Here is a 17731-nt window from a genome sequence, read left to right on the forward strand (position 1 = left end):
CCACCATGGATGAGCCTCCCAGTACCAGCACAGCCATCCCCGGCCCACCGCCTGTGTCGCCCGTCTGTGAGGGATCGGGGGTGGCTCGGTGACCGAGGTCCTGCTGCTCCTGGCGGCCCTCCTCCTCACCCTGGCCTGCGCCGTGTTCGTCGCCGCCGAGTTCTCCCTGACCACCGTCGAACGCGGTGAGCTGGAGCGCGCCGCCGAGGCCGGTGAGCGCGGTGCCGAGGGCGCGCTGAAGGCCGTACGCCGTCTGACGTTCCAGCTGTCCGGCGCTCAGCTCGGCATCACCGTCACCTCGTTGGTGATCGGCATGCTCGCCGAGCCGTCGCTCGCGGCGCTGTTGCGCGGCCCGCTGGAGGCGGTCGGCCTGGGCGGTGCCGCCTCGTCGGTGGCGACCGTGCTGGGCGTGGCCGTCTCCACCGTCGTGCTGATGGTGGTCGGTGAGCTGGTACCGAAGAACTGGGCGATCTCCCGGCCGCTGGCCGTCGCCAAGGTGGTCGCGGCCCCGCAGCGCGGCTTCACCGCCGCGTTCGGGCCGTTCATCCGGCATCTCAACAACACGGCGAACCGCTGCCTGCGCCGCTTCGGCCTGGAACCCGCCGAGGAACTGGCCTCCGCCCGCGACCCCGAGGAACTCGTCGCGCTGGCCCGGCACTCGGCCGCCGAGGGCGCGCTGGAAGCCGACTCCGCCGAGCTGTTCGTGCGCACCCTGCACCTGAGCGAGCTCACCGCCGAGAACGTGATGACCCCGCGGGTCGACGTCCGGGCACTGGAGGCCCATGCGACGGCGGCCGACGCGGCGAACCTGACGTACGCCACCGGCCTGTCCCGCTTCCCCGTCTACCGCGACAGCCTCGACGAGGTCGTCGGCACCGTCCACATCCGCGACGTGCTCGCCCTGGAGCCGGAGAAGCGGCAGCTCACGCCCGTGACCGAGCTGGCCACGGAGCCGCTCCTGGTCCCGGACAGCCTGACCGCGGACCGGCTGCTGGAACGGCTGCGGGCGATGCGCACCATGGCCGTCGTCATCGACGAGTACGGCGGCACGGCAGGTGTCGCCACGGTCGAGGACATCGTCGAGGAGGTCGTCGGCGAGGTACGTGACGAGCACGACCCCGTCGAGGCCCCCGACCTGTTGCCCGCCCCGAGGACGGGGGAGGGGCGCGCGGCGTGGGAGGCCGACGGCTCCGTCCGTATCGACCGGCTCACCGGGATAGGGCTGATGGCGCCGGAAGGTCCTTACGAGACCGTGGCCGGCCTGATCGCCACCCGTCTGGCGCGCATTCCGGCCAAGGGCGACGTACTCGATGTCGACGGCTGGCGGCTGGAGGTCCTCGACGTCGACCACCGCCGCGCCGACCGCGTCCGGATCACCGAACCCGCGTCCCTGCCGAGCCAGGAGCGGCCGGAGGTGGCCCGATGACGGTTCTGCAACTTGCCATCGGTGCCCTGACCCTGCTGACCAACGCGTTCTTCGTGGGCGGTGAGTTCGCCCTGATCTCCGTGCGGCGCAGCCAGGTCGAGCCGCGCGCGAAGGAGGGCGACAAGCGGGCCCGGATGACCCTGTGGGGCCTGGAGCACCTCTCGGCGGTCATGGCCACCGCGCAACTCGGCATCACCGTCTCCTCGCTGGTGCTCGGGGCGGTCGCCGAACCGGCCATCGCGCACCTGCTGGAGCCCGCCTTCGAGGCGGCCCGTATCCCGGACGCCCTGGTCCACCCGATCGCGTTCGTCATCGCGCTCACCGTGGCGACGTATCTGCACATGCTGATCGGCGAGATGATCCCGAAGAACATCGCGCTGGCCGCTCCCGTACCCACCGCGCTGCTGCTCGGCCCGCCCCTGGTCGCCCTCACCCAGGCCCTCAGGCCGTTCGTCTTCGGTATCAACGCCTTCGCCAACGCGTTGCTGAGGCTGCTCAGGGTGGAGCCGAAGGACGAGGTCGAGGCGGTCTTCACCGACGACCAGCTCGCGCGCATGGTCGTCGACTCCAGCGAGGCCGGCCTGTTGTCGCCCGCCGACGGCGAACGGCTGCGCGACGCGCTGGAACTGGGCACGCGCCCGGTCGGTGAGATCCTCGTCCCCACCCACAGGATGCGCACCGTCGGGCACGAGGTCACCCCGGCCGAACTGGAACGGACAGCGGCCGAGGCGGGCTACTCCCGCTTCCCTGTCACCGGCCCCGACGCGACCCTCATGGGCTACCTGCACATCAAGGACACCCTCGGCGTCACCGAACGCGACAAGCCCTTCCCGCGCGGCGCGTTCCACCCGGTCATCCGCGTCCGCATCGATACCCCGCTGGACGACACCCTGACCGCTCTGCGCGCCGACGGCAGCCACCTCGCCGCGGTCACCGGCCAGACCGGGGCGGTCATCGGCTTCGTCACGATGGAGGACGTCCTGACCGAACTCGTCGGCCCGGCACCCGCCACCACGTGAGCACCTCGGCCGTCCCGCGCGCTCCGGCGGGGCGGGACGGCCCGGACGCGCGGGACGCACGGGCGCGTACCCTGCGGGGTTGTGCTGTGACCAGTGTGTATGGCTAGGGTGCTGAGGATGTTCTGCGCCGGCACACCGTCCCCATTCGAGGTAAGACGCCACATCGTGGTTCTGGGTTCACTCGGGAGGTCCTGTGAGTGACAGCGTGCGCTCGGTGAACCAGGCGTCCGACCCGTCGGCCCGGACCCCGTCGCACCACCCGCGGCCCCCGGCGGGGGAGGCCGCCGTCCCGGCGCCAGGGGCGGGGCCGGTGGACAAGCGGCGGGACGCCTTCTTCGACAACGCGAAGTACCTGGCGATCGTCTTCGTGGCCATGGGGCACGCCTGGGAGCCGCTGCGCGGTGACAGCCGGGCCGCGGCCGCCCTGTACATCGCCGTCTACACCTTCCACATGCCGGCGTTCATCGTCATCTCGGGTTACTTCTCGCGGAGTTTCGACGCGAGCCCGGGCCGGATCCGGCGTCTGGTCACCGGCATCGCCGTCCCGTACGTGATCTTCGAGGTCGCGTACTCGCTGTTCAAGAGGTGGGCCGACGACGACCCCGGCCACCCGATCAGCCTGCTGGATCCCTGGTACCTGACCTGGTTCCTGGGCGCGCTGTTCATCTGGCGGCTGAGCACACCGCTGTGGAAGGCCGTCCGCCGGCCACTGCCGCTGGCCCTCGCCATCGCGGCCCTGGCCTCCGTCTCGCCGGACATCGGTGACGATCTCGACCTGCAGCGTGTCCTGCAGTTCCTGCCCTTCTTCGTGCTCGGGCTGTGCCTGAAGCCGGAGCACTTCCAGCTGGTACGGCGCCGGGAGGTGCGCCTCCTCTCCGTCCCGGTCTTCGCCGGGGCGCTGGCGGTCGCGTACTGGGTGGCGCCGCAGATGAACGCGGCCTGGTTCTACCGCCGCGACAGCGCCCAGGAACTCGCCGCCCCCGGCTGGACCGGCGCGGTGATGACCCTGGCCCTGTTCGGCTGCTCGGTGGTCCTGGTGGCGTGTTTCTTCGCCTGGGTGCCCCGGCGCACGATGTGGTTCACGGCGCTGGGGGCGGGCACGCTGTACGGCTACCTGCTGCACGGCTTCCTCGCCAAGGGCTCCCGCTTCTGGAACTGGTACGACCACGACTGGATCCACCAGCCGCTGGGCGAGATCGCCGTCACCCTCGTCGCCGTCACCGTGATCACCGTGCTGTGCACCCCGCCCGTGCAGCGCGTCTTCCGGTTCGCGATGGAGCCCAGGATGAAATGGGCCTTCAAACGGGACGCCACCGACCTGGCACGCTCCCGGTGACCGGGCCGGCGCGGTCGAGGCGAGGAACCGGGCCGGCCCGCGGCTCATGGCGTGCTGGTGTGCTCGGTCCCTGACGAGTGAGGTGCGTCGTCGGTCTCCTTCGGTCGGCCGAGGGAAGCGGTGCCCCAAAGGATCAGCGCCGCCGCGAGGCCCACGGTCAACTGGACGGTGCTCACCGGACCGCCGGTGAGCCCGATGGCGCAGCCCGCCGCGCCCGCCGCGATGAGCAAGGCCCCGGTCAGATGGAACCGCGGTTGCCGGAAGAGCGCGGCCAGCGGCAGGAAGTGAGTTCCGACGATGACGGAGACGAGGCCGGGGATCAGTTCGGGCACACCACCGGCTCTCGCGCCCATGGCGACGAGCACGATGGCGAGCCACTGAAGGGCGTTGATCCAGGCGAAGCGACGGCGCACGGCCGGAGGAGGGGGTTCGGAACGGGACTTCCCCGGTCTGCGCCCCGCCCGCCACACCCCCGCGGCGATGGCACAGCCGACGAGGGCAGCCACCGGCCATAACGGCGAACCGACGGCGCTCGCGCCCATCAGCCACCACACCAGGCCGAAGACGGTCAGGAATACCGCACCAGCACGCTCCACAAGATCCCCCCGTTTTCTGATGCCGACACAACTCTCCGTGCGACCAGAATCGTTTCTCTGGCCGCACGTCTATCAGAGGAGCACCAGCCCCGTCCGTCAGATCGACGGACTCCTCCGGCCGCATGCCGAGCGGGCCGTCGAATAATCCGGTGCCCCGCATGCGCTGGACGTGCAGACTCGCTCCATGGCGGAGATGCGGGCGTTCCGGGACGCGGTGAGTGGTTGGGCGGCCGGCGGTCCCCGTGAGCCGGCGAATGATCTGGCGGTGCGACTGGGGCTGCGGACGGCGGTGTTACTGGAAGGGCTGAGTGACCTCGCGGCCGTTGAGGCGCTGGCCGCCCGGCACGGCCGCGACCTGGCCGCCGAGGGTGTGGGCGTCGTGCCGATGGGCGGGGCGATGAACGTCGGCCGCTACGCCGGTCTCCTCGGGCCGCCCGGCCTCGGCCTGCGCCTGGCAGGATTGTGCGACGAGGACGAGCAGCGCTTCTACGACCGCGGCCTGGAGCGGGCACGGGCGCCGCACCGGGGCTTCTTCGTGTGCGTGACGGACCTGGAGGACGAGCTCATCCGAGCGTTGGGCACGGCAAGGGTCGAGGAAATCGTCCGGGCCGAGGGGGACCTGCGTGCCTGGCAGACCTTCCTGCACCAGCCCGCACACCACGGACGGCCCCGCCAGCAGCAGTTGCGGCGCTTCCTCGGCACGAAGAAGGGCCGCAAGATCCGCTACGGCCGCCTCCTCGTCGAGGCTCTCGCCCCCGAAGAGGTACCGCCCCCGCTCGACGACCTCCTCACGAGCCTGTGACGTACGGCGGACAGGACAGCACCGTAAAGGTATGGCCATACTCGGATGAGGCGCCTTTGCCCGGTTCGTTCCGGGAGGCGCCACCGCGCACCACCTCGAAACCATGGCGGAGGCCATGTGATAGGGGCACTGCTTTCCAGGACCGTGCGCACCGCCGCGGAGGCGGTGAGCGCAGTGCCCGTGGCGTTGTCGGAGCTCGGACGCCTGCTGGCACCGCGAACGCGGCGGACCTGGCAGGTCCCCGGTGGGATGCAGATCGAGGTCCACCACCTGGGGCGACCGGGGGTGACAGGGGCCGCCCGTGATCTGGAGACGCGGCTGACGGGTGTGCCGGGGGTGGCCCGGGCCGAAGTGAACGGGACCCTCGGCTGTGTGTACGTCGGCTGCGAACCCGCCGAAACCGATCTGGAGCACGTGGTCCGTCTCGTCGCGGACGCCGAGGCCGCGGTGGCCGCCGGCGAGGCGGCCGGCGAGGAGAGCCGGGGCGGCGTCGGTGCGGGCACCGGACGGGCGCCGCGCGCCGTGGGCTTCCCCGGCGGCCCCGAGGCGCAACTCGGTGCGGCGGCCCAGCTGGGGGTGAGCCTTGCCGCCGTCAGCGTGGCGGCGGTGGGCCGAGCCGCCAGAATCCCTGGTCTGCCGCCGGTCCTGCCGGCGCTCATCCAGGTCGCGGAGGCCACGCCGTGGCTGCGCGGCGCCGCCGACCGGCGACTCGGCGAGGCCGCCGCCCAGACCGGCTGGGCGATGGCGAACCTGCTGGCCACCACGCTGACGTTCCGGCCGCTCGGCCCCCTCGTGACCGCCTTCATGTCCCGTGTCCGGTACACGGAGGCCAGGGCCGGGCGCCGGTCCTGGCAGGACTGGGCACTCCGGCTCGCCGAACGGGAGGGAGCGTACCGCCACGACGCGGCGCCGGCCTTCGAGCGGCCGGCCCCGCTGCGGCCGGGACCGGCGGAGCGGTACGCCCACGCGGCCATTCCCTCGGGGCTCGCGGGGTACGGGCTCCTGGCGGCGCTCACAAGCAGCCACGACCGTGCCCTGGCCATGATGATCGGGGGGACACCGAGAGGTTCCTGGCTCGGCCGCGAGGCCTTCGCCTGCGCGGTGGGACAGGCCGCCTCCGGCAGAGGAGCCCTCGTGCTCCGGCCGGCGGCCCTGCGCCGCCTCGACCGCATCGACACGGTCGTCCTCGACGCCCGCCTGTTGGCCACCGGTACCTGGACGGTCGGCACCGTGGTGCCTCTGGCGGCGGCCGGCACATCCTCCGACACGCACCCGACCGCGGACGCGGACGCGGCCCCGGACATCGATGAAATCCACGCCAGGATCCATGAGTTGAGCGACGGCGCCGACCCGTCACAGCCACAGGAACGCGCGGGCTGGGCACTCCGCCCGCTCGCCGACGGCCACGCGGCGGAAGCAGCGTTGCCGGGGGAGACGGCCGCCGTGGTCGCGGATTGGGCCGAGCGGGGAGGCAGAGCCCTGCTCGTGCTCCATGGCGGCGAACCCGTCGCCGTCGTCGGCCTGGTGCCTCAACTGCACCCGCTCGCCGAGCATTTGGTGGAGGCGGCGCGAGGATGCGGGCGAGTGGTGCTCGCGGGTGGCCCGCCCGGGCTGCACCGCCGGTTCGAGCTGGACGAGGCCGTCCCCGTAGGCGGAACACGTACGTCCGCACTGGTCCGCTCCCTCCAGGCGGAGGGCCACGGTGTCGCCGTCGTCGCCTCCCGGGCCGGCCGCGCCCTCGTCCGTGCCGACCTGGGCATCGGGGTGACCACCGGCGCCCGCCGCGTGCCCTGGGACGCCGACGTCGCAGGTCCGCCCGGCGTGGCGCATCTGCTGCTGACCGCCGTACCGCAGGCCCTGCGGCTGACCGGGCGGTGTGTGCGCATGGAGGCGGTCGGGGCCTTCGTGGGTACCGCACTGGCTCTGGCCGTTCCCAGGCCCCAGGCCTGGGCGCGCGCCCGTCTGGTGACCGACGCCGTGACCATCGCCGCGATCGGGATGGGCACCTGGGAGGGGTGGACACTGGGAAGCCGCCCGGCCCCCGTCGCCGTGGAGCGGACTCCCTGGCACGCCATGACGGTCCGTCAGGTCATGGCCCGGCTCGGGACGTCGTCCAAGGGACTCGAAGACGTCGAAGCCGCGCGGCGCCACCGGTTCGACGGACTCGAACGACGGACCGCTCCCGTCACCCTGATCGGCAGGGTGGCGGAGGAACTGGCCAACCCGCTCACCCCGATCCTGGCGATCGGCGGCGGTATCTCCGCGGCGCTCGGTTCCGTCCTGGACGCGGTGCTCATCGGCGGCGTACTCGGGGTCGACGCGTTCGTCGGCGGCGCCCAGCGGCTCGGCGCCGACCGTGCGGCGGAGCGGCTCGTGGCAGCGACGTCCGCCCGGGTACGGCTGCGCAGGGCGGACCGGACCGGAGCCACGGAAACGGCCGCCGACCGCCTGGTGCGCGGCGACATGATCGAGTTGCGGGCCGGTGACGCGGTCCCGGCCGACTGCCGCGTGGTGGAGGCCACGGGCCTGGAGGTCGACGAGTCGAGCCTCACCGGAGAGTCGCAGCTCGTCCTGAAGGAACCCGCGCCGACGGCCGCGCAGGCGGTCGCGGACCGCCACTCCATGCTGTACCAGGGCACGACGGTGGCGGCGGGCAGCGCGCTCGCCGCGGTCGTCGCCACCGGAGCCGCCACCGAGGCCGGCAGCGCCGCGGAGACGGCACCGTCGGACGGCCTCCCGGCCAGCGGCGTGGAACGGCGCCTGAACGCCCTCGGCCACTGGTTCCTGCCTCTGTCCATCGCGGCCGGCGTCGTCCTGTTCGTCGTCGGCCTGGCCCGACGGCAGCCCCTGGGCGTCGCCCTGGGGTCCGCGGTCAGCCTCTGCGTCGCCGCAGTGCCCGAAGGGCTGCCCTTCATCGCGACCGTCGCGGAACTCGCCGCCGCCCGACGGCTGTCGACCCGCAGCACCCTCGTGCGCAGCGCCCCGACCATCGAGGCGCTCGGCCGCACCGACGTGCTGTGCTTCGACAAGACCGGCACCCTCACCGAGGGACGGATCAGCCTCCAGCAGATCTCCGACGGCGGTGAACGGCGCCCGCTCGACGCACTCACACCGCGGCTGCGCCGGGTCGTCGCCGCGGCGGCCCTCGCGGCTCCCGACGGCCCGGCCTCGGCGCTCACCCACCCCACGGACCGCGCCATCGCGAACGGGGCGGAACAGGCCGCCGCCACCCCGGACCTCGTAGCGCCGGACGGCTGGCAACGGCTGGCCGAGCTGCCGTTCGAGCCGGCGCGCGGGTACCACGCCGTGCTGGGCAGGACCGGCGCGAAGGAGCCCCCGAACGCGCGAGGCAAGGTGCTGCTGGTCGTCAAGGGCGCACCGGAGGTCGTCCTGGCCCGCTGCGACCGCGTACGGCAGAACGACACCACCATGCCGTTCGACGCACGGCTGCGGGAGAGGACCGACCGGGAGATCGAGCGGCACGCCCGGCAGGCCCTGCGGGTCCTCGTGGTCGCCGAACGCACCCTGCCCGATCCCGGCACCGAGGCCCCCGGCTCCCTCGACGACGCCGACGTCGACGGCCTGTGCCTGCTGGGCCTGCTCGGCCTCGCGGACCCCGTACGGCCCACCGCGGCCGAGAGCGTCAGGCGGCTGTCGGCGGCCGGAGTACGGATCGTCATGCTCACCGGAGACCACCCCAGCACCGCTGCCGCGATCGCCGGCGAACTGCAGCCGGACGAGGAACTGAGCATGATGACCGGACCCGAACTGGACGCCCTGGACGACGCCGAGCTCGCCACGACGCTGCCCGGGATCTCGGTCTTCGCCAGAGTCACCCCCGCACACAAGGTCCGGATCGTCACGGCGCTGCGCGCGGCCGGGCGGGTCGTCGCCGTCACCGGAGACGGGGCCAACGACGCCCCGGCCATCAGGATCTCCGACGTCGGCATCGCCATCGGCTCCCGGGCGACCCCCGCGGCACGTACCGCCGCCGACGTCGTGGTCACCGACGACCGCATCGAGACCATCGTCGACGCCATCGTGGAGGGCCGGGCCATGTGGGCCTCCGTCCGCAAGGCGCTGGGCATCCTTCTCGGCGGCAACCTGGGGGAGATCGCCTTCGTTCTGGCGACCACGGTGTTCACCGGACGCAGCGCGCTGAACGCCCGCCAGCTGCTCCTCGTCAACGTCCTCACCGACATGCTCCCTGCCATGGCCATCGCCGCCCGGCCCCCGGCGGGCAGCTCCGAGAAGCTGCTCGCGGAAGGACCCGAGGCATCCCTGGGTGCGGCCCTCACCCGGCACCTCCGTCTGCGCGCCACCCTCACCACGGCTGCGGCGGGCAGCGCGTGGATCGCCGCCCGGATGACCGGCACGCGGGCCCGGGCCGGCACGGTCGCCCTTGTCGCCCTCGTGGCCTCGCAGCTCCTGCAGACACTCACGGACGCGGGCCGCGACCCCGTGGTCGCCCTCGCCGCCGTGGGGTCCCTGGTGGCGCTCGTCCTCGTGGTGGCGGTCCCCGGACTCAGCCACTTCTTCGGCAGCCGGCCCCTCGGCCCCGCGGGCTGGACCATCGGCCTCACAGCGGCAGCGGCTTCCGTCCTGCTGCCGGCCGCGCTGGAGCGCATCACACCCCGACGTCACTGACAGTTAACCCTGCGGCCATCCGAACACCGGCCGCACGAAGCCCGGAGGCCGGACAAAGGAGCGGTACGGACACGCACGCACAAGAAAGGCCGTCCGCTGTGACGCACCTGCTCGCCCCCTTCCTGACCAAAGTGGCGGTCGCCGTGCTCGAGGCGATCGTCATGCGTCTGCTCATCCAGCTCTGGAAGACCTACACAGCCGGGCGGCGCCCGGCAGCGACCGCCGCCTGAGGGCTAGTCCCCCTGACCCTTCCCGATCGTGACCCGGTTGAGGTTGCACGGCGGCTGTGGCGCGGAGCCGGTGTACGACGTCGTGCTGTGCGCCTGAAGCGCGACGCTGGTCAGACTCAGCAGGACGTCGGCGTCCGTCACGCAGTCCAGGCGGACGGTCACCCACGGTGACGCGGGCAGCACCCGTATCGCCGTCGACCGCCCCAGCTCGGCGGCCAGGTGCCCGATGGTCAGGGCGGTGAGGTGAAGGTCCGCGCTTCGTTCGTCGTGGAAGTGCACGATCTCGCACAAGTCGGTACGCAGAGCCAGCCCCCTGCCGCAACGGGCCGGGGCGGGCGTGAGGTCGGGCCAGGTCTGCAGTTGCTGCATGGCGCGACGTGCCGCGTTCATGAGCCCATGCTCGCCCGGTCACCGATCAGCCACCAGTGCGCGGCCGGATCGTCATCTCATCGTGAGGTCTCCCGCCCACCACTCATGTCAGGTCACGAGCCGCAGCACGTCCCCCAGGCCGCGCTCACCGGTGCGGTGTTCCGCCGGCAGGATGTAGGTGCGCAGACCGCAGGCGGCCGCGCCACCGTCGCGAACCGGGTTGTCGCCGACCATGAGGGAGGCGCGGGGATCGGCGCCGAGGTCGGCACATGCCTTGACGAACAGCTGCGGGTCGGGCTTCTCGCAGCCCTGCTCGTATGAGATGACGCAGGTGTCGACGAGGGCGTCCAGCCCGTGGTGCGCGAGGTGGGTGCGCAGGTCCCAGGCGAAGTCGCTGACGACGCCGACGCGCAGTCCGCGCTCGCGCAGGGTACGCAGGACCGGTTCGGTGTCGGGATAGGGGACCCAGGCGTCCGGGGCGGTGAGTTCCCGGTAGGCCGCCTCCTCCGCGCCGCGCAGGAAGTCCACCTGCCCCCACCATCCCCGCATGGCGCGGCGGTGCTGCTCGGAAGAGAGATCGCGGCCTTCCTGGAGGGCGACGACGGAGGGCAGCCGGAAGGCGGCGCGCAACTGGTCGGAGATCTCGGTCACCGCACCGGGTTCGTCCAGCACGGCGAGTCGGTCGCAGGCGGCGCCGACCCGGCGCAGCCATGTCTCCAGGTCGATCATCTGGAAGATGGTGTTGCTGAAGTCGAGCAGCACCGCCTGGACCGGAGGGACGGGCGCGGCCATCTCGGCGTCGGTGGGGCGGTAGGCGCTCGGTGTCTCGAACAGGGTACGGATCACAGGGAGGGCTCTTCGGGTTCGATCGTCTCGACGGGGACTCCGAGGTCGCGTATGGCCGTGAGTTCCGCCTCGGGGGTGCCGGTGTCGGTGATGACGGCGTGGTAGTCGGCCACGGTGCCGTACGCGTACGTGGCGGTCTTGCCGAACTTCGAGTGGTCCGCCAGGAGCAGCGCCTGTTCCGCGGAGGCGAGCATGGCCAGCTTCACCTCGACGTAGTCGTTGAGCGGGTGGAAGAGCCGGCCTTCCAGAACGGCGGTGGCGGACATCAGGGCGAGGTCGGCCCGGATCCGGGACAGTGCGCGGGTGACGGTGGGACCGGTACAGGAGTTGAAGTCGCCGCGGTAGTGGCCGCCCAGCAGGGTCACACTCACGCCGGGTGCGGACCCGAGACGCTCCGCGAGGCCGACGGAGTTGGTGACGACGTGGAGCTGGTCCAGCCGGGCCAGCGCGGGGGCGAGGGGGAACAGGGTGGTCGAGTCGTCCATGAGCACCGTGCTGCCCGGCCTGATCCGGTCGGCGGCGGCCGCGCACAGCGCGTTCTTGGCCGCGAGGGCGCTGTTCTCACGGAAGCGGGTGGCCGTCTCCATGGTGAGGGCGGGGAAGGCGACGGCCCTCCCGCGCTCCTTGCGCAGCAGATGGCGCCCGGCGAGGTCGTCCAGGTCCCGGTGCATCGTCATCAGACTGACGTCGAAGTGCCGGGCGAGGTCGTCGATACGGGTCTCGCCGTGATCGGCGACGTGCCGCAGCACGGCTTGGCGCCGCTCCTCGACGGCCGACTGTGACAGTCGCGTACGGGCGGTCACAGCGCCCCTCCTTCCCGGTCGTTCCGGTCTCGTAGTTTCCCACACAGCCTCTGGGAGGCCGGGGCCCGTCCGGCTTCCGGCCTCCGGAGCGGCCGTACGGCGACGGCTGCGGCGTACGACGTACGTGCGCACACACCTCCGTACATACGTGCGTGACCGTGCCCCTACGGCCCGTCCACCGTGACCAGCACCTTGACCTGCTCGGGGTCGACGGACGCGGCGAAGGCCTTGGCGGCATCCTCCAGCGGGTAGGTGGCGGTGACGATCTCGGCGGTGTCCACGGCGCCCGAGGCGATCAGGGACATCGCGGTGCGGTAGTCCTCGCCGGTGTACATCAGGGTCCCCTCGATGCGGATCTCCCGGTCCTGCACCAGGTCCAGACGCACCGGAGTCGGGCCTGCGGCTCCCACGCCCACCACGACGATGTGCCCGCCCTTGGCCACCAACTCGGTGGCCTGGGCCATGGACTGCTGCCGGGCCACACAGTCGAAGAGGACGTCGACCGGACCGCCGAGCGCCGCGTGAGCCCGCTCGACCAGGTCGGGGGCGTCGGCAGGCAGGGCTGTGTCGGCGCCCAGGCGCAGCGCCCTCTCCCGCTTGCCGTCGAGCAGGTCGGTGACGGCGATCCGGGCGGCGCCCGCGTGCCGGGCGGCGAGGAGGGTGAGCAGGCCGATGGGGCCCGCGCCGAGCACGGCGACCGTGCGGCCGGTGAGGTCACCGGCCTTCGCCACGGCGTGCACCGGGGTGGCCAGGGGCTCGACGAGGGCGGCCTCTGTGTCGGTCATGCCGTCGGGGACGCGGTGGACTCGGTCGGCCGGGATGGTGAACAGGTCGGTCATGGCGCCGGGCGTCTGGCAGCCGAAGACCTTCAGTTCCTGGCAGATGTTGTAGCGGCCTGAGCGGCACTGGGGGCACCGGCCGCAGTACAGGTTGGGTTCGATGAGCACCCGGTCGCCCGAGGCGAAGTCCTCGGCTCCCTTCCCTGCCACGGCGACGACGCCCACGGCCTCGTGACCGGGGCGGTAGGGCAGGTCGATGAAGGGATGGTGGCCGGCCGCCGCATGGGTGTCGGAGCCGCACACGCCGACGACCGTGGTACGCACCAGGAGTTCGTCGTCCCCGGGTACGGGAGCGGGCACGTGCTCGATGGTGATGTCGTCGAGGGAGCTGACGAGCACGCGGCGGATCTGCTGGGTCATGGTGGCGGAGTTCCGTTCGGTTGGGGCGTTCACGCCGTGGCGGGACGAGGCTGGACCGGGATCGACGACGCGGCGGCCCTCACTTGACGGCTCCCAGGGACAGGCCGCGTACGAGCTTGTCCTGAGCGGCGAATCCGGCGATCAGGACCGGCAGCGACACCAGCGTGGCGGCCGCGCACAACCGGGCCAGGAACAGGCCCTCGTTGGTGATGAAGCCGACCAGGAAGACCGGCGCGGTGGACGCCTGCGTCGCGGTGAGGTTCACGGCGAACATGAACTCGTTCCAGCTGAAGATGAAGCAGATCAGCGCGGTGGCGGCGAGTCCGGGCATGGCGACCGGCGCGACGACCCGCCACAGCACGGTGAGCAGGCCCGCGCCGTCGACCTCGGCCGCCTCCAGGATCTCCTTGGGGACCTCGGCGAGGAAGGAGCGCATCATCCACACGGCGATCGGCAGGTTCATGGCGGTGTAGAGGACGATCAGCGTCCACACGTTGTCCAGCATCCCGGCGTCCTTGACGAGCAGGTACACCGGCAGCAGGGCCGCGATGGCCGGCAGGAACTTGGTGGACAGGAAGAAGAACATCACGTCGGTCCACTTCTGGACCGGCTTGATGGACAGCGCGTAGGCCGCCGGCACCGCCAGGGCGAGCACCAGCAGCGTCGAGAACACGCTGGCCATCGCCGAGTTGAGGAGGAACGGAGTGATGTCCCGGCTGAACAGCAGTGAGTACTGGTCAAGGGTGAGGGAGGCGAAGGGGGTCGGCGGGTTGGTCGCCGCGTCCGCCTCCTGGTGGAAGGAGGTGAGCACCATCCACGCCACCGGCGCGAAGAACGCCAGCGTGGCCAGCCAGGCGACGAAGGTCCACAGGGGAGACAGCCGCGGCGCACCGCCGTGGTCGTGACGGCGGAACAGCTTCCTGAGCCGCGCGCCGGGTGCGCCGACTGCTGCGTGCGTCATCGGGATACCTCCTCGCGGAACAGCGACGCGATGGTGCGCAGCGCGAAGGTCGCGATCACGATCGAGCCGAGCACGACGACGACACCGGCGGCGGCCGCCTGGCCGTACTCGTACTTGCGGAACATGGTCAGGTAGATCTCGTAGGGCAGGTTGGTCGTCCGGGAGCCTGGGCCGCCCTGGGTGATGGTGTACACCGCGTCGAAGGTCTGCACGACGTAGATCGTGCCGAGCAGGATGCTCAACTCGAGGTACTGGCGCAGGTGCGGAAGCGTGATGTGCCGGAAGGTCGCCATGGCCGACGCCCCGTCGACCTTCGCCGCCTCCAGGACGTCACCTGGCTGCGCCTGCAGACCGGCCAGCAGGATCAGCATCATGAACGGCGTCCACTGCCAGACCAGCGAGATCACGACGGCGGGCATCGGGTACGAGGAAACCCAGTCGACCGTGGGGCCGTTGGAGGCCCCGAACAGCCGGTACACGGCGTTGAGAGTGCCGTTGAGCAGGCCGTAGTCGGGGTTGTAGATGGCGTGCTTCCACAGCAGCGCCGACGCGACCGGCATGACGAGGAACGGGGCGATGAGCAGGGTGCGCGCCAGACCGCGGCCGACGAACCGGCGGTCGAGCAGGATCGCCAGACCGAGGCCGAGGACCACACTGACGAGCACCACCGACGCGGTGAGCACGACGGTGTTGAGCACCGCTGTGCGCAGCCGCTCGTCGGTGAAGACGAACGCGAAGTTGGACAGAGCGACGAAGTGCCGCTGGCCCGGCCTGAGGATGTTCCACTGGAAGGTGGAGATGACGAGTGTGGCCACGAAGGGCAGTTGCGTGACGACGATCGTGAAGACCAGTGCCGGCAGCAGCGGGATGCGGCGCTTCCACTTGGCCGTGCCCGAGCGGGTCCGGGGACGGGCGGCTGGTGGTGCTGTCTTGGGGGGAGCGGTGAGCGTGGTCATGGAAGTTCCTCCGCCAGTGACGGCCGGGTAGGAGTGGAACGGTGCCCGGCCGGGGGAGGGCCGGCCGGGCGGTTCGTGGGGGTCACCGGTAGTTCTTGGCGACGTTCTCGGCGAGCTTCTGGCCGTCGTTCAGTGCCTTGTCCACGCTGGTTCTGCCGGCGATGGCGGCGGAGATCTCCTGGGTGACCTTGGTTCCCAGGTCCTGGAACTCGGGGATGGCCACGTACTGGATGCCCACGGTCGGCCTGGGCTGGATGCCCGGGTTGGCCGGGTCGGCTCCCTCGATGGACTTCAGGGTGATGTCACCAAAGGACGCGGCGGCCTTCTGGTACTGCGGGATCTCGTACGTGCTGGCCCGCTTGCCGGCCGGGACGCGTGACCAGCCGAGCTTGTCGCCGACCAGCTTCTCGTACTTCTTGCTGGAGGCCCACAGCATGAACTTCGAGGCGGCGTCGGCGTTCTTGGTGGTCTTGGGCATGGCCCACGCCCAGGCCCACAGCCAGCCGCTGCTCTTGGTCTCGACGGTCGGTGCGTAGGCGTAGCCGACGTGCCCCGCGATCTTGCTGGACTTGGGGTCCTCCAGCGAACCGGCGGCGCTGGTGGCGTCGTACCACATCGCGACCTTCTTCTGGCTCATGGCGTTCAGGCACTCGGTGAAGCCGGCCTGTGGCGCTCCCGCCTCGCCGTGCTTCCTGACCAGGTCGACGTAGAAGTTCGTCGCCTTCTTGAACGCCGGGCTGTTGACCTGGGCCTTCCAGTCCTTGGTGAACCAGGTGCCACCGAAGGTGTTGACCACGGACGTCAGCGGTGCGCCCAGCTCGCCCCAACCGGCAAGTCCCCGCAGGCAGATGCCCCGCATTCCGGGCTCGGCGCCGTCGACCTTGGCCGCGATGTCGGCGATCTGCTGCCAGGTCGGGCGCTCGGGCACCGTGATGCCCTTCGCCTTCATGACGTCCTTGTTGTACATGAGGAAGGACGACTCGCCGTAGAACGGCAGGGCGTAGAGCTTGCCGTCGGAGCCGGACAGCGACTGCACCATCGGCTTGAGCAGGTCGGCCTTGTCGAAGCTCGCGTCCTTGTCGGCGTAGGAGCCGAGTTCGTGCAGCCAGCCGTTCTTGGTCCAGATGGGCACCTCGTAGGCGCCGATGGTGGCGACGTCGTACTGACCGGCCTGTGTGGCGATGTCCTGGGTGACCTTGTCGCGCAGCTCGTTCTCGGGAAGGACCGTGAAGTTCACCTTGATACCGGTGTCCTTCGTGAACGTGTCCTTCGTCAGCTTCGCGATGTCCTCCATCTGCGGGTTGCCGACCATCAGCACGTTGATGCTCTTGCCACCGCCCGAGGATCCTCCGGCTCCGGAACAGGCGGTGGTGAGCAAGGCGGTGGCGGCGGCGCCGGCGATGAGGGCGTATCTGGTCGATCGCATGACGGGGACCTCTCGTACGGATGGCTCGGGATACGGCGTGGGGGGCTCGGGCTCCCACGGCGGCACCGCTCGTCGGGAGCAGCCGCTCAGCGCGGTTCGTCGGGACCTCGACCGAGGCTCGGCTGGGGGAGGGGATGCGGTTGCGGCGCCCTGGGGTGTCGGGCGCGATATCGATGGCGGAATTATTATCAGGAGACTGCGCCGTTGTTAACACATCTTGCGAGAAAAGTTCCCTGAATCTATCGTCACGTCGTCTCGCAAGGAGGTGCGGGACTGCTTCGCTCCTCCGCATCGGGCCACCGTCGAGGTGGCTGATGACCAGGTGGCGGCCCTGCGGTGAGCTGCGGGCGGCACTCCTCGAGGCCTCGGCGCCTGACACCCGGCTCCGGATCTTCGCGTAGCTCCGCAGGCTGGGTCCGGACACTTCCTCTTCGAGGAGCAGCCCGAAGCCGACCGTGGCTCCTCGTCAGGGCGCGGGTGCGCGCGCACGTGGCTGTCGGCCGAAAATCCCGTGAACCTGCACACTGTCCACCGGCCGTCGGACCGAACCTGAACAGCCCTCACCATCGTGTCGGTGTCCCATGGCCTTGGCGTGGAAGTGTCCGCCCTTGGGAATCGGTGGCAACAGTCGTGGGTGCAGCGTGACGGCAGGCCCTGTGAAGGAGTCGGTATCGCCGGTCATTGCACGGTCACACCGGTGAAGTCGGCTTGCGCACGGGTCCCGTTTGAACCTCGGGCGGCTGGCCGTTCTCACCGCCGACGTGCTTGGATCCTGCGCATGGCGAAATTCGCCGGGAATGGTTCCCGATGGTGGGGCCGGGCGAACTCCGTCATCCAAAAGTGCTTATTCGAAGGGAACAGCGCGTCATGATCGTTACCCCCCAGGTTGCAACGGCCGAGATGTCCGACGCCGATCTGGACACCGTCTCCGGCGGACTCGCGGGCGGCGTGTCCGGCGGCCTCTTCCTTGAGACGCCGCTCGCGGACGTCTGCGCCGATCTCCTGGCTGTCGCCTCGCCCGAGGGTCTTGGGGCGGGCGGGAGCGTCCAGGCCACCGCCGCTCACTGAGCGACAGGCTGCCCACCCGCGGGCCCCTGGATCGGATGATCCAGGGG

15 protein-coding genes are annotated in these 17731 nt (G+C 71.1%); 7 read left to right on the plus strand and 8 right to left on the minus strand.

Annotated elements, in window-relative coordinates:
• Positions 1–88 precede the first annotated feature (88 nt).
• From FNH08_RS05250 to FNH08_RS05260, 3 genes are all read left to right on the plus strand, one after another.
• A complete protein-coding gene (locus tag FNH08_RS05250) occupies positions 89–1426 on the plus strand; it encodes a hemolysin family protein (protein ID WP_322723740.1) in 1338 nt (445 codons plus the stop codon).
• Positions 1423–2445, plus strand: a complete 1023-nt coding sequence (locus FNH08_RS05255; protein WP_152770056.1) for a hemolysin family protein — start codon at positions 1423–1425, stop codon at positions 2443–2445. Before FNH08_RS05250 ends, FNH08_RS05255 begins: the two co-directional genes overlap by 4 nt.
• Before the next feature lie 205 nt (positions 2446–2650).
• Positions 2651–3781, plus strand: coding sequence for an acyltransferase family protein (locus FNH08_RS05260; protein WP_407704335.1), 1131 nt, complete (start codon positions 2651–2653; stop codon positions 3779–3781).
• Between the two features lie 44 nt (positions 3782–3825).
• On the opposite strand, the gene FNH08_RS50605 is transcribed toward FNH08_RS05260, so the two are convergent.
• The gene (locus FNH08_RS50605) at positions 3826–4377 is read right to left on the minus strand and encodes a hypothetical protein (protein ID WP_194238385.1); all 552 of its coding nucleotides are present in this window, start codon (positions 4375–4377) and stop codon (positions 3826–3828) included.
• 184 nt (positions 4378–4561) lie between these two features.
• Between FNH08_RS50605 and FNH08_RS05270 the strand changes: the two genes are divergently transcribed.
• The 3 genes from FNH08_RS05270 to FNH08_RS52990 all read left to right on the plus strand — a co-directional run bounded on the left by FNH08_RS05270 (position 4562) and on the right by FNH08_RS52990 (position 10056).
• Positions 4562–5179 carry a TOPRIM nucleotidyl transferase/hydrolase domain-containing protein gene (locus tag FNH08_RS05270; RefSeq protein WP_152770057.1) on the plus strand — a complete coding sequence of 206 codons (618 nt, stop codon included), beginning with the start codon at positions 4562–4564 and terminating at the stop codon, positions 5177–5179.
• 165 nt (positions 5180–5344) lie between these two features.
• Positions 5345–9826, plus strand: coding sequence for an HAD-IC family P-type ATPase (locus FNH08_RS05275; protein WP_322723743.1), 4482 nt, complete (start codon positions 5345–5347; stop codon positions 9824–9826).
• 98 nt (positions 9827–9924) lie between these two features.
• Complete coding sequence (locus FNH08_RS52990) at positions 9925–10056, plus strand: hypothetical protein (protein WP_265579746.1); 132 nt, start codon at positions 9925–9927, stop codon at positions 10054–10056.
• A 3-nt stretch (positions 10057–10059) separates the two neighbouring features.
• On the opposite strand, the gene FNH08_RS05280 is transcribed toward FNH08_RS52990, so the two are convergent.
• From FNH08_RS05280 to FNH08_RS05310, 7 genes are all read right to left on the minus strand, one after another.
• Positions 10060–10446, minus strand: a complete 387-nt coding sequence (locus tag FNH08_RS05280) for a luciferase domain-containing protein (RefSeq protein WP_152770059.1) — start codon at positions 10444–10446, stop codon at positions 10060–10062.
• Between the two features lie 87 nt (positions 10447–10533).
• Positions 10534–11271, minus strand: a complete 738-nt coding sequence (locus FNH08_RS05285; protein ID WP_322723745.1) for an HAD family hydrolase — start codon at positions 11269–11271, stop codon at positions 10534–10536.
• Complete coding sequence (locus FNH08_RS05290; protein ID WP_322723746.1) at positions 11268–12074, minus strand: DeoR/GlpR family DNA-binding transcription regulator; 807 nt, start codon at positions 12072–12074, stop codon at positions 11268–11270. Before FNH08_RS05290 ends, FNH08_RS05285 begins: the two co-directional genes overlap by 4 nt.
• A gap of 164 nt (positions 12075–12238) precedes the next feature.
• A complete protein-coding gene (locus FNH08_RS05295) occupies positions 12239–13273 on the minus strand; it encodes a zinc-dependent alcohol dehydrogenase (RefSeq protein ID WP_152770060.1) in 1035 nt (344 codons plus the stop codon).
• A gap of 79 nt (positions 13274–13352) precedes the next feature.
• Entirely contained in the window at positions 13353–14234 is an 882-nt protein-coding gene (locus tag FNH08_RS05300) for a carbohydrate ABC transporter permease (RefSeq protein ID WP_152770061.1), read from the minus strand.
• On the minus strand, positions 14231–15190 hold the full coding sequence (locus FNH08_RS05305; protein ID WP_152770062.1) for a carbohydrate ABC transporter permease: 960 nt from the start codon (positions 15188–15190) through the stop codon (positions 14231–14233). Before FNH08_RS05305 ends, FNH08_RS05300 begins: the two co-directional genes overlap by 4 nt.
• Before the next feature lie 82 nt (positions 15191–15272).
• Complete coding sequence (locus FNH08_RS05310; protein ID WP_152770063.1) at positions 15273–16616, minus strand: ABC transporter substrate-binding protein; 1344 nt, start codon at positions 16614–16616, stop codon at positions 15273–15275.
• Positions 16617–17483: 867 nt separating this feature from the next.
• On the opposite strand from FNH08_RS05310, the gene FNH08_RS05315 reads away from it, so the two are divergent.
• Complete coding sequence (locus FNH08_RS05315) at positions 17484–17684, plus strand: hypothetical protein (protein WP_152770064.1); 201 nt, start codon at positions 17484–17486, stop codon at positions 17682–17684.
• Positions 17685–17731 lie beyond the last annotated feature (47 nt).

The sequence above is a fragment of the Streptomyces spongiae genome, assembly GCF_009377185.1.
Classification (GTDB): Bacteria; Actinomycetota; Actinomycetes; order Streptomycetales; family Streptomycetaceae; genus Streptomyces; species Streptomyces spongiae.

Excerpts from the sequence above, each read along its gene's own strand:
- FNH08_RS05315 (WP_152770064.1), top strand. The coding sequence starts at position 17,484 with ATGATCGTTACCCCCCAGGTTGCAACGGCCGAGATGTCCGACGCCGAT.
- FNH08_RS05295 (WP_152770060.1), bottom strand. The coding sequence starts at position 13,273 with ATGACCCAGCAGATCCGCCGCGTGCTCGTCAGCTCCCTCGACGACATC.
- FNH08_RS05305 (WP_152770062.1), bottom strand. The coding sequence starts at position 15,190 with ATGACCACGCTCACCGCTCCCCCCAAGACAGCACCACCAGCCGCCCGT.
- FNH08_RS05300 (WP_152770061.1), bottom strand. The coding sequence starts at position 14,234 with ATGACGCACGCAGCAGTCGGCGCACCCGGCGCGCGGCTCAGGAAGCTG.
- FNH08_RS05310 (WP_152770063.1), bottom strand. The coding sequence starts at position 16,616 with ATGCGATCGACCAGATACGCCCTCATCGCCGGCGCCGCCGCCACCGCC.
- FNH08_RS05280 (WP_152770059.1), bottom strand. The coding sequence starts at position 10,446 with ATGAACGCGGCACGTCGCGCCATGCAGCAACTGCAGACCTGGCCCGAC.
- FNH08_RS05255 (WP_152770056.1), top strand. The coding sequence starts at position 1,423 with ATGACGGTTCTGCAACTTGCCATCGGTGCCCTGACCCTGCTGACCAAC.
- FNH08_RS05270 (WP_152770057.1), top strand. The coding sequence starts at position 4,562 with ATGGCGGAGATGCGGGCGTTCCGGGACGCGGTGAGTGGTTGGGCGGCC.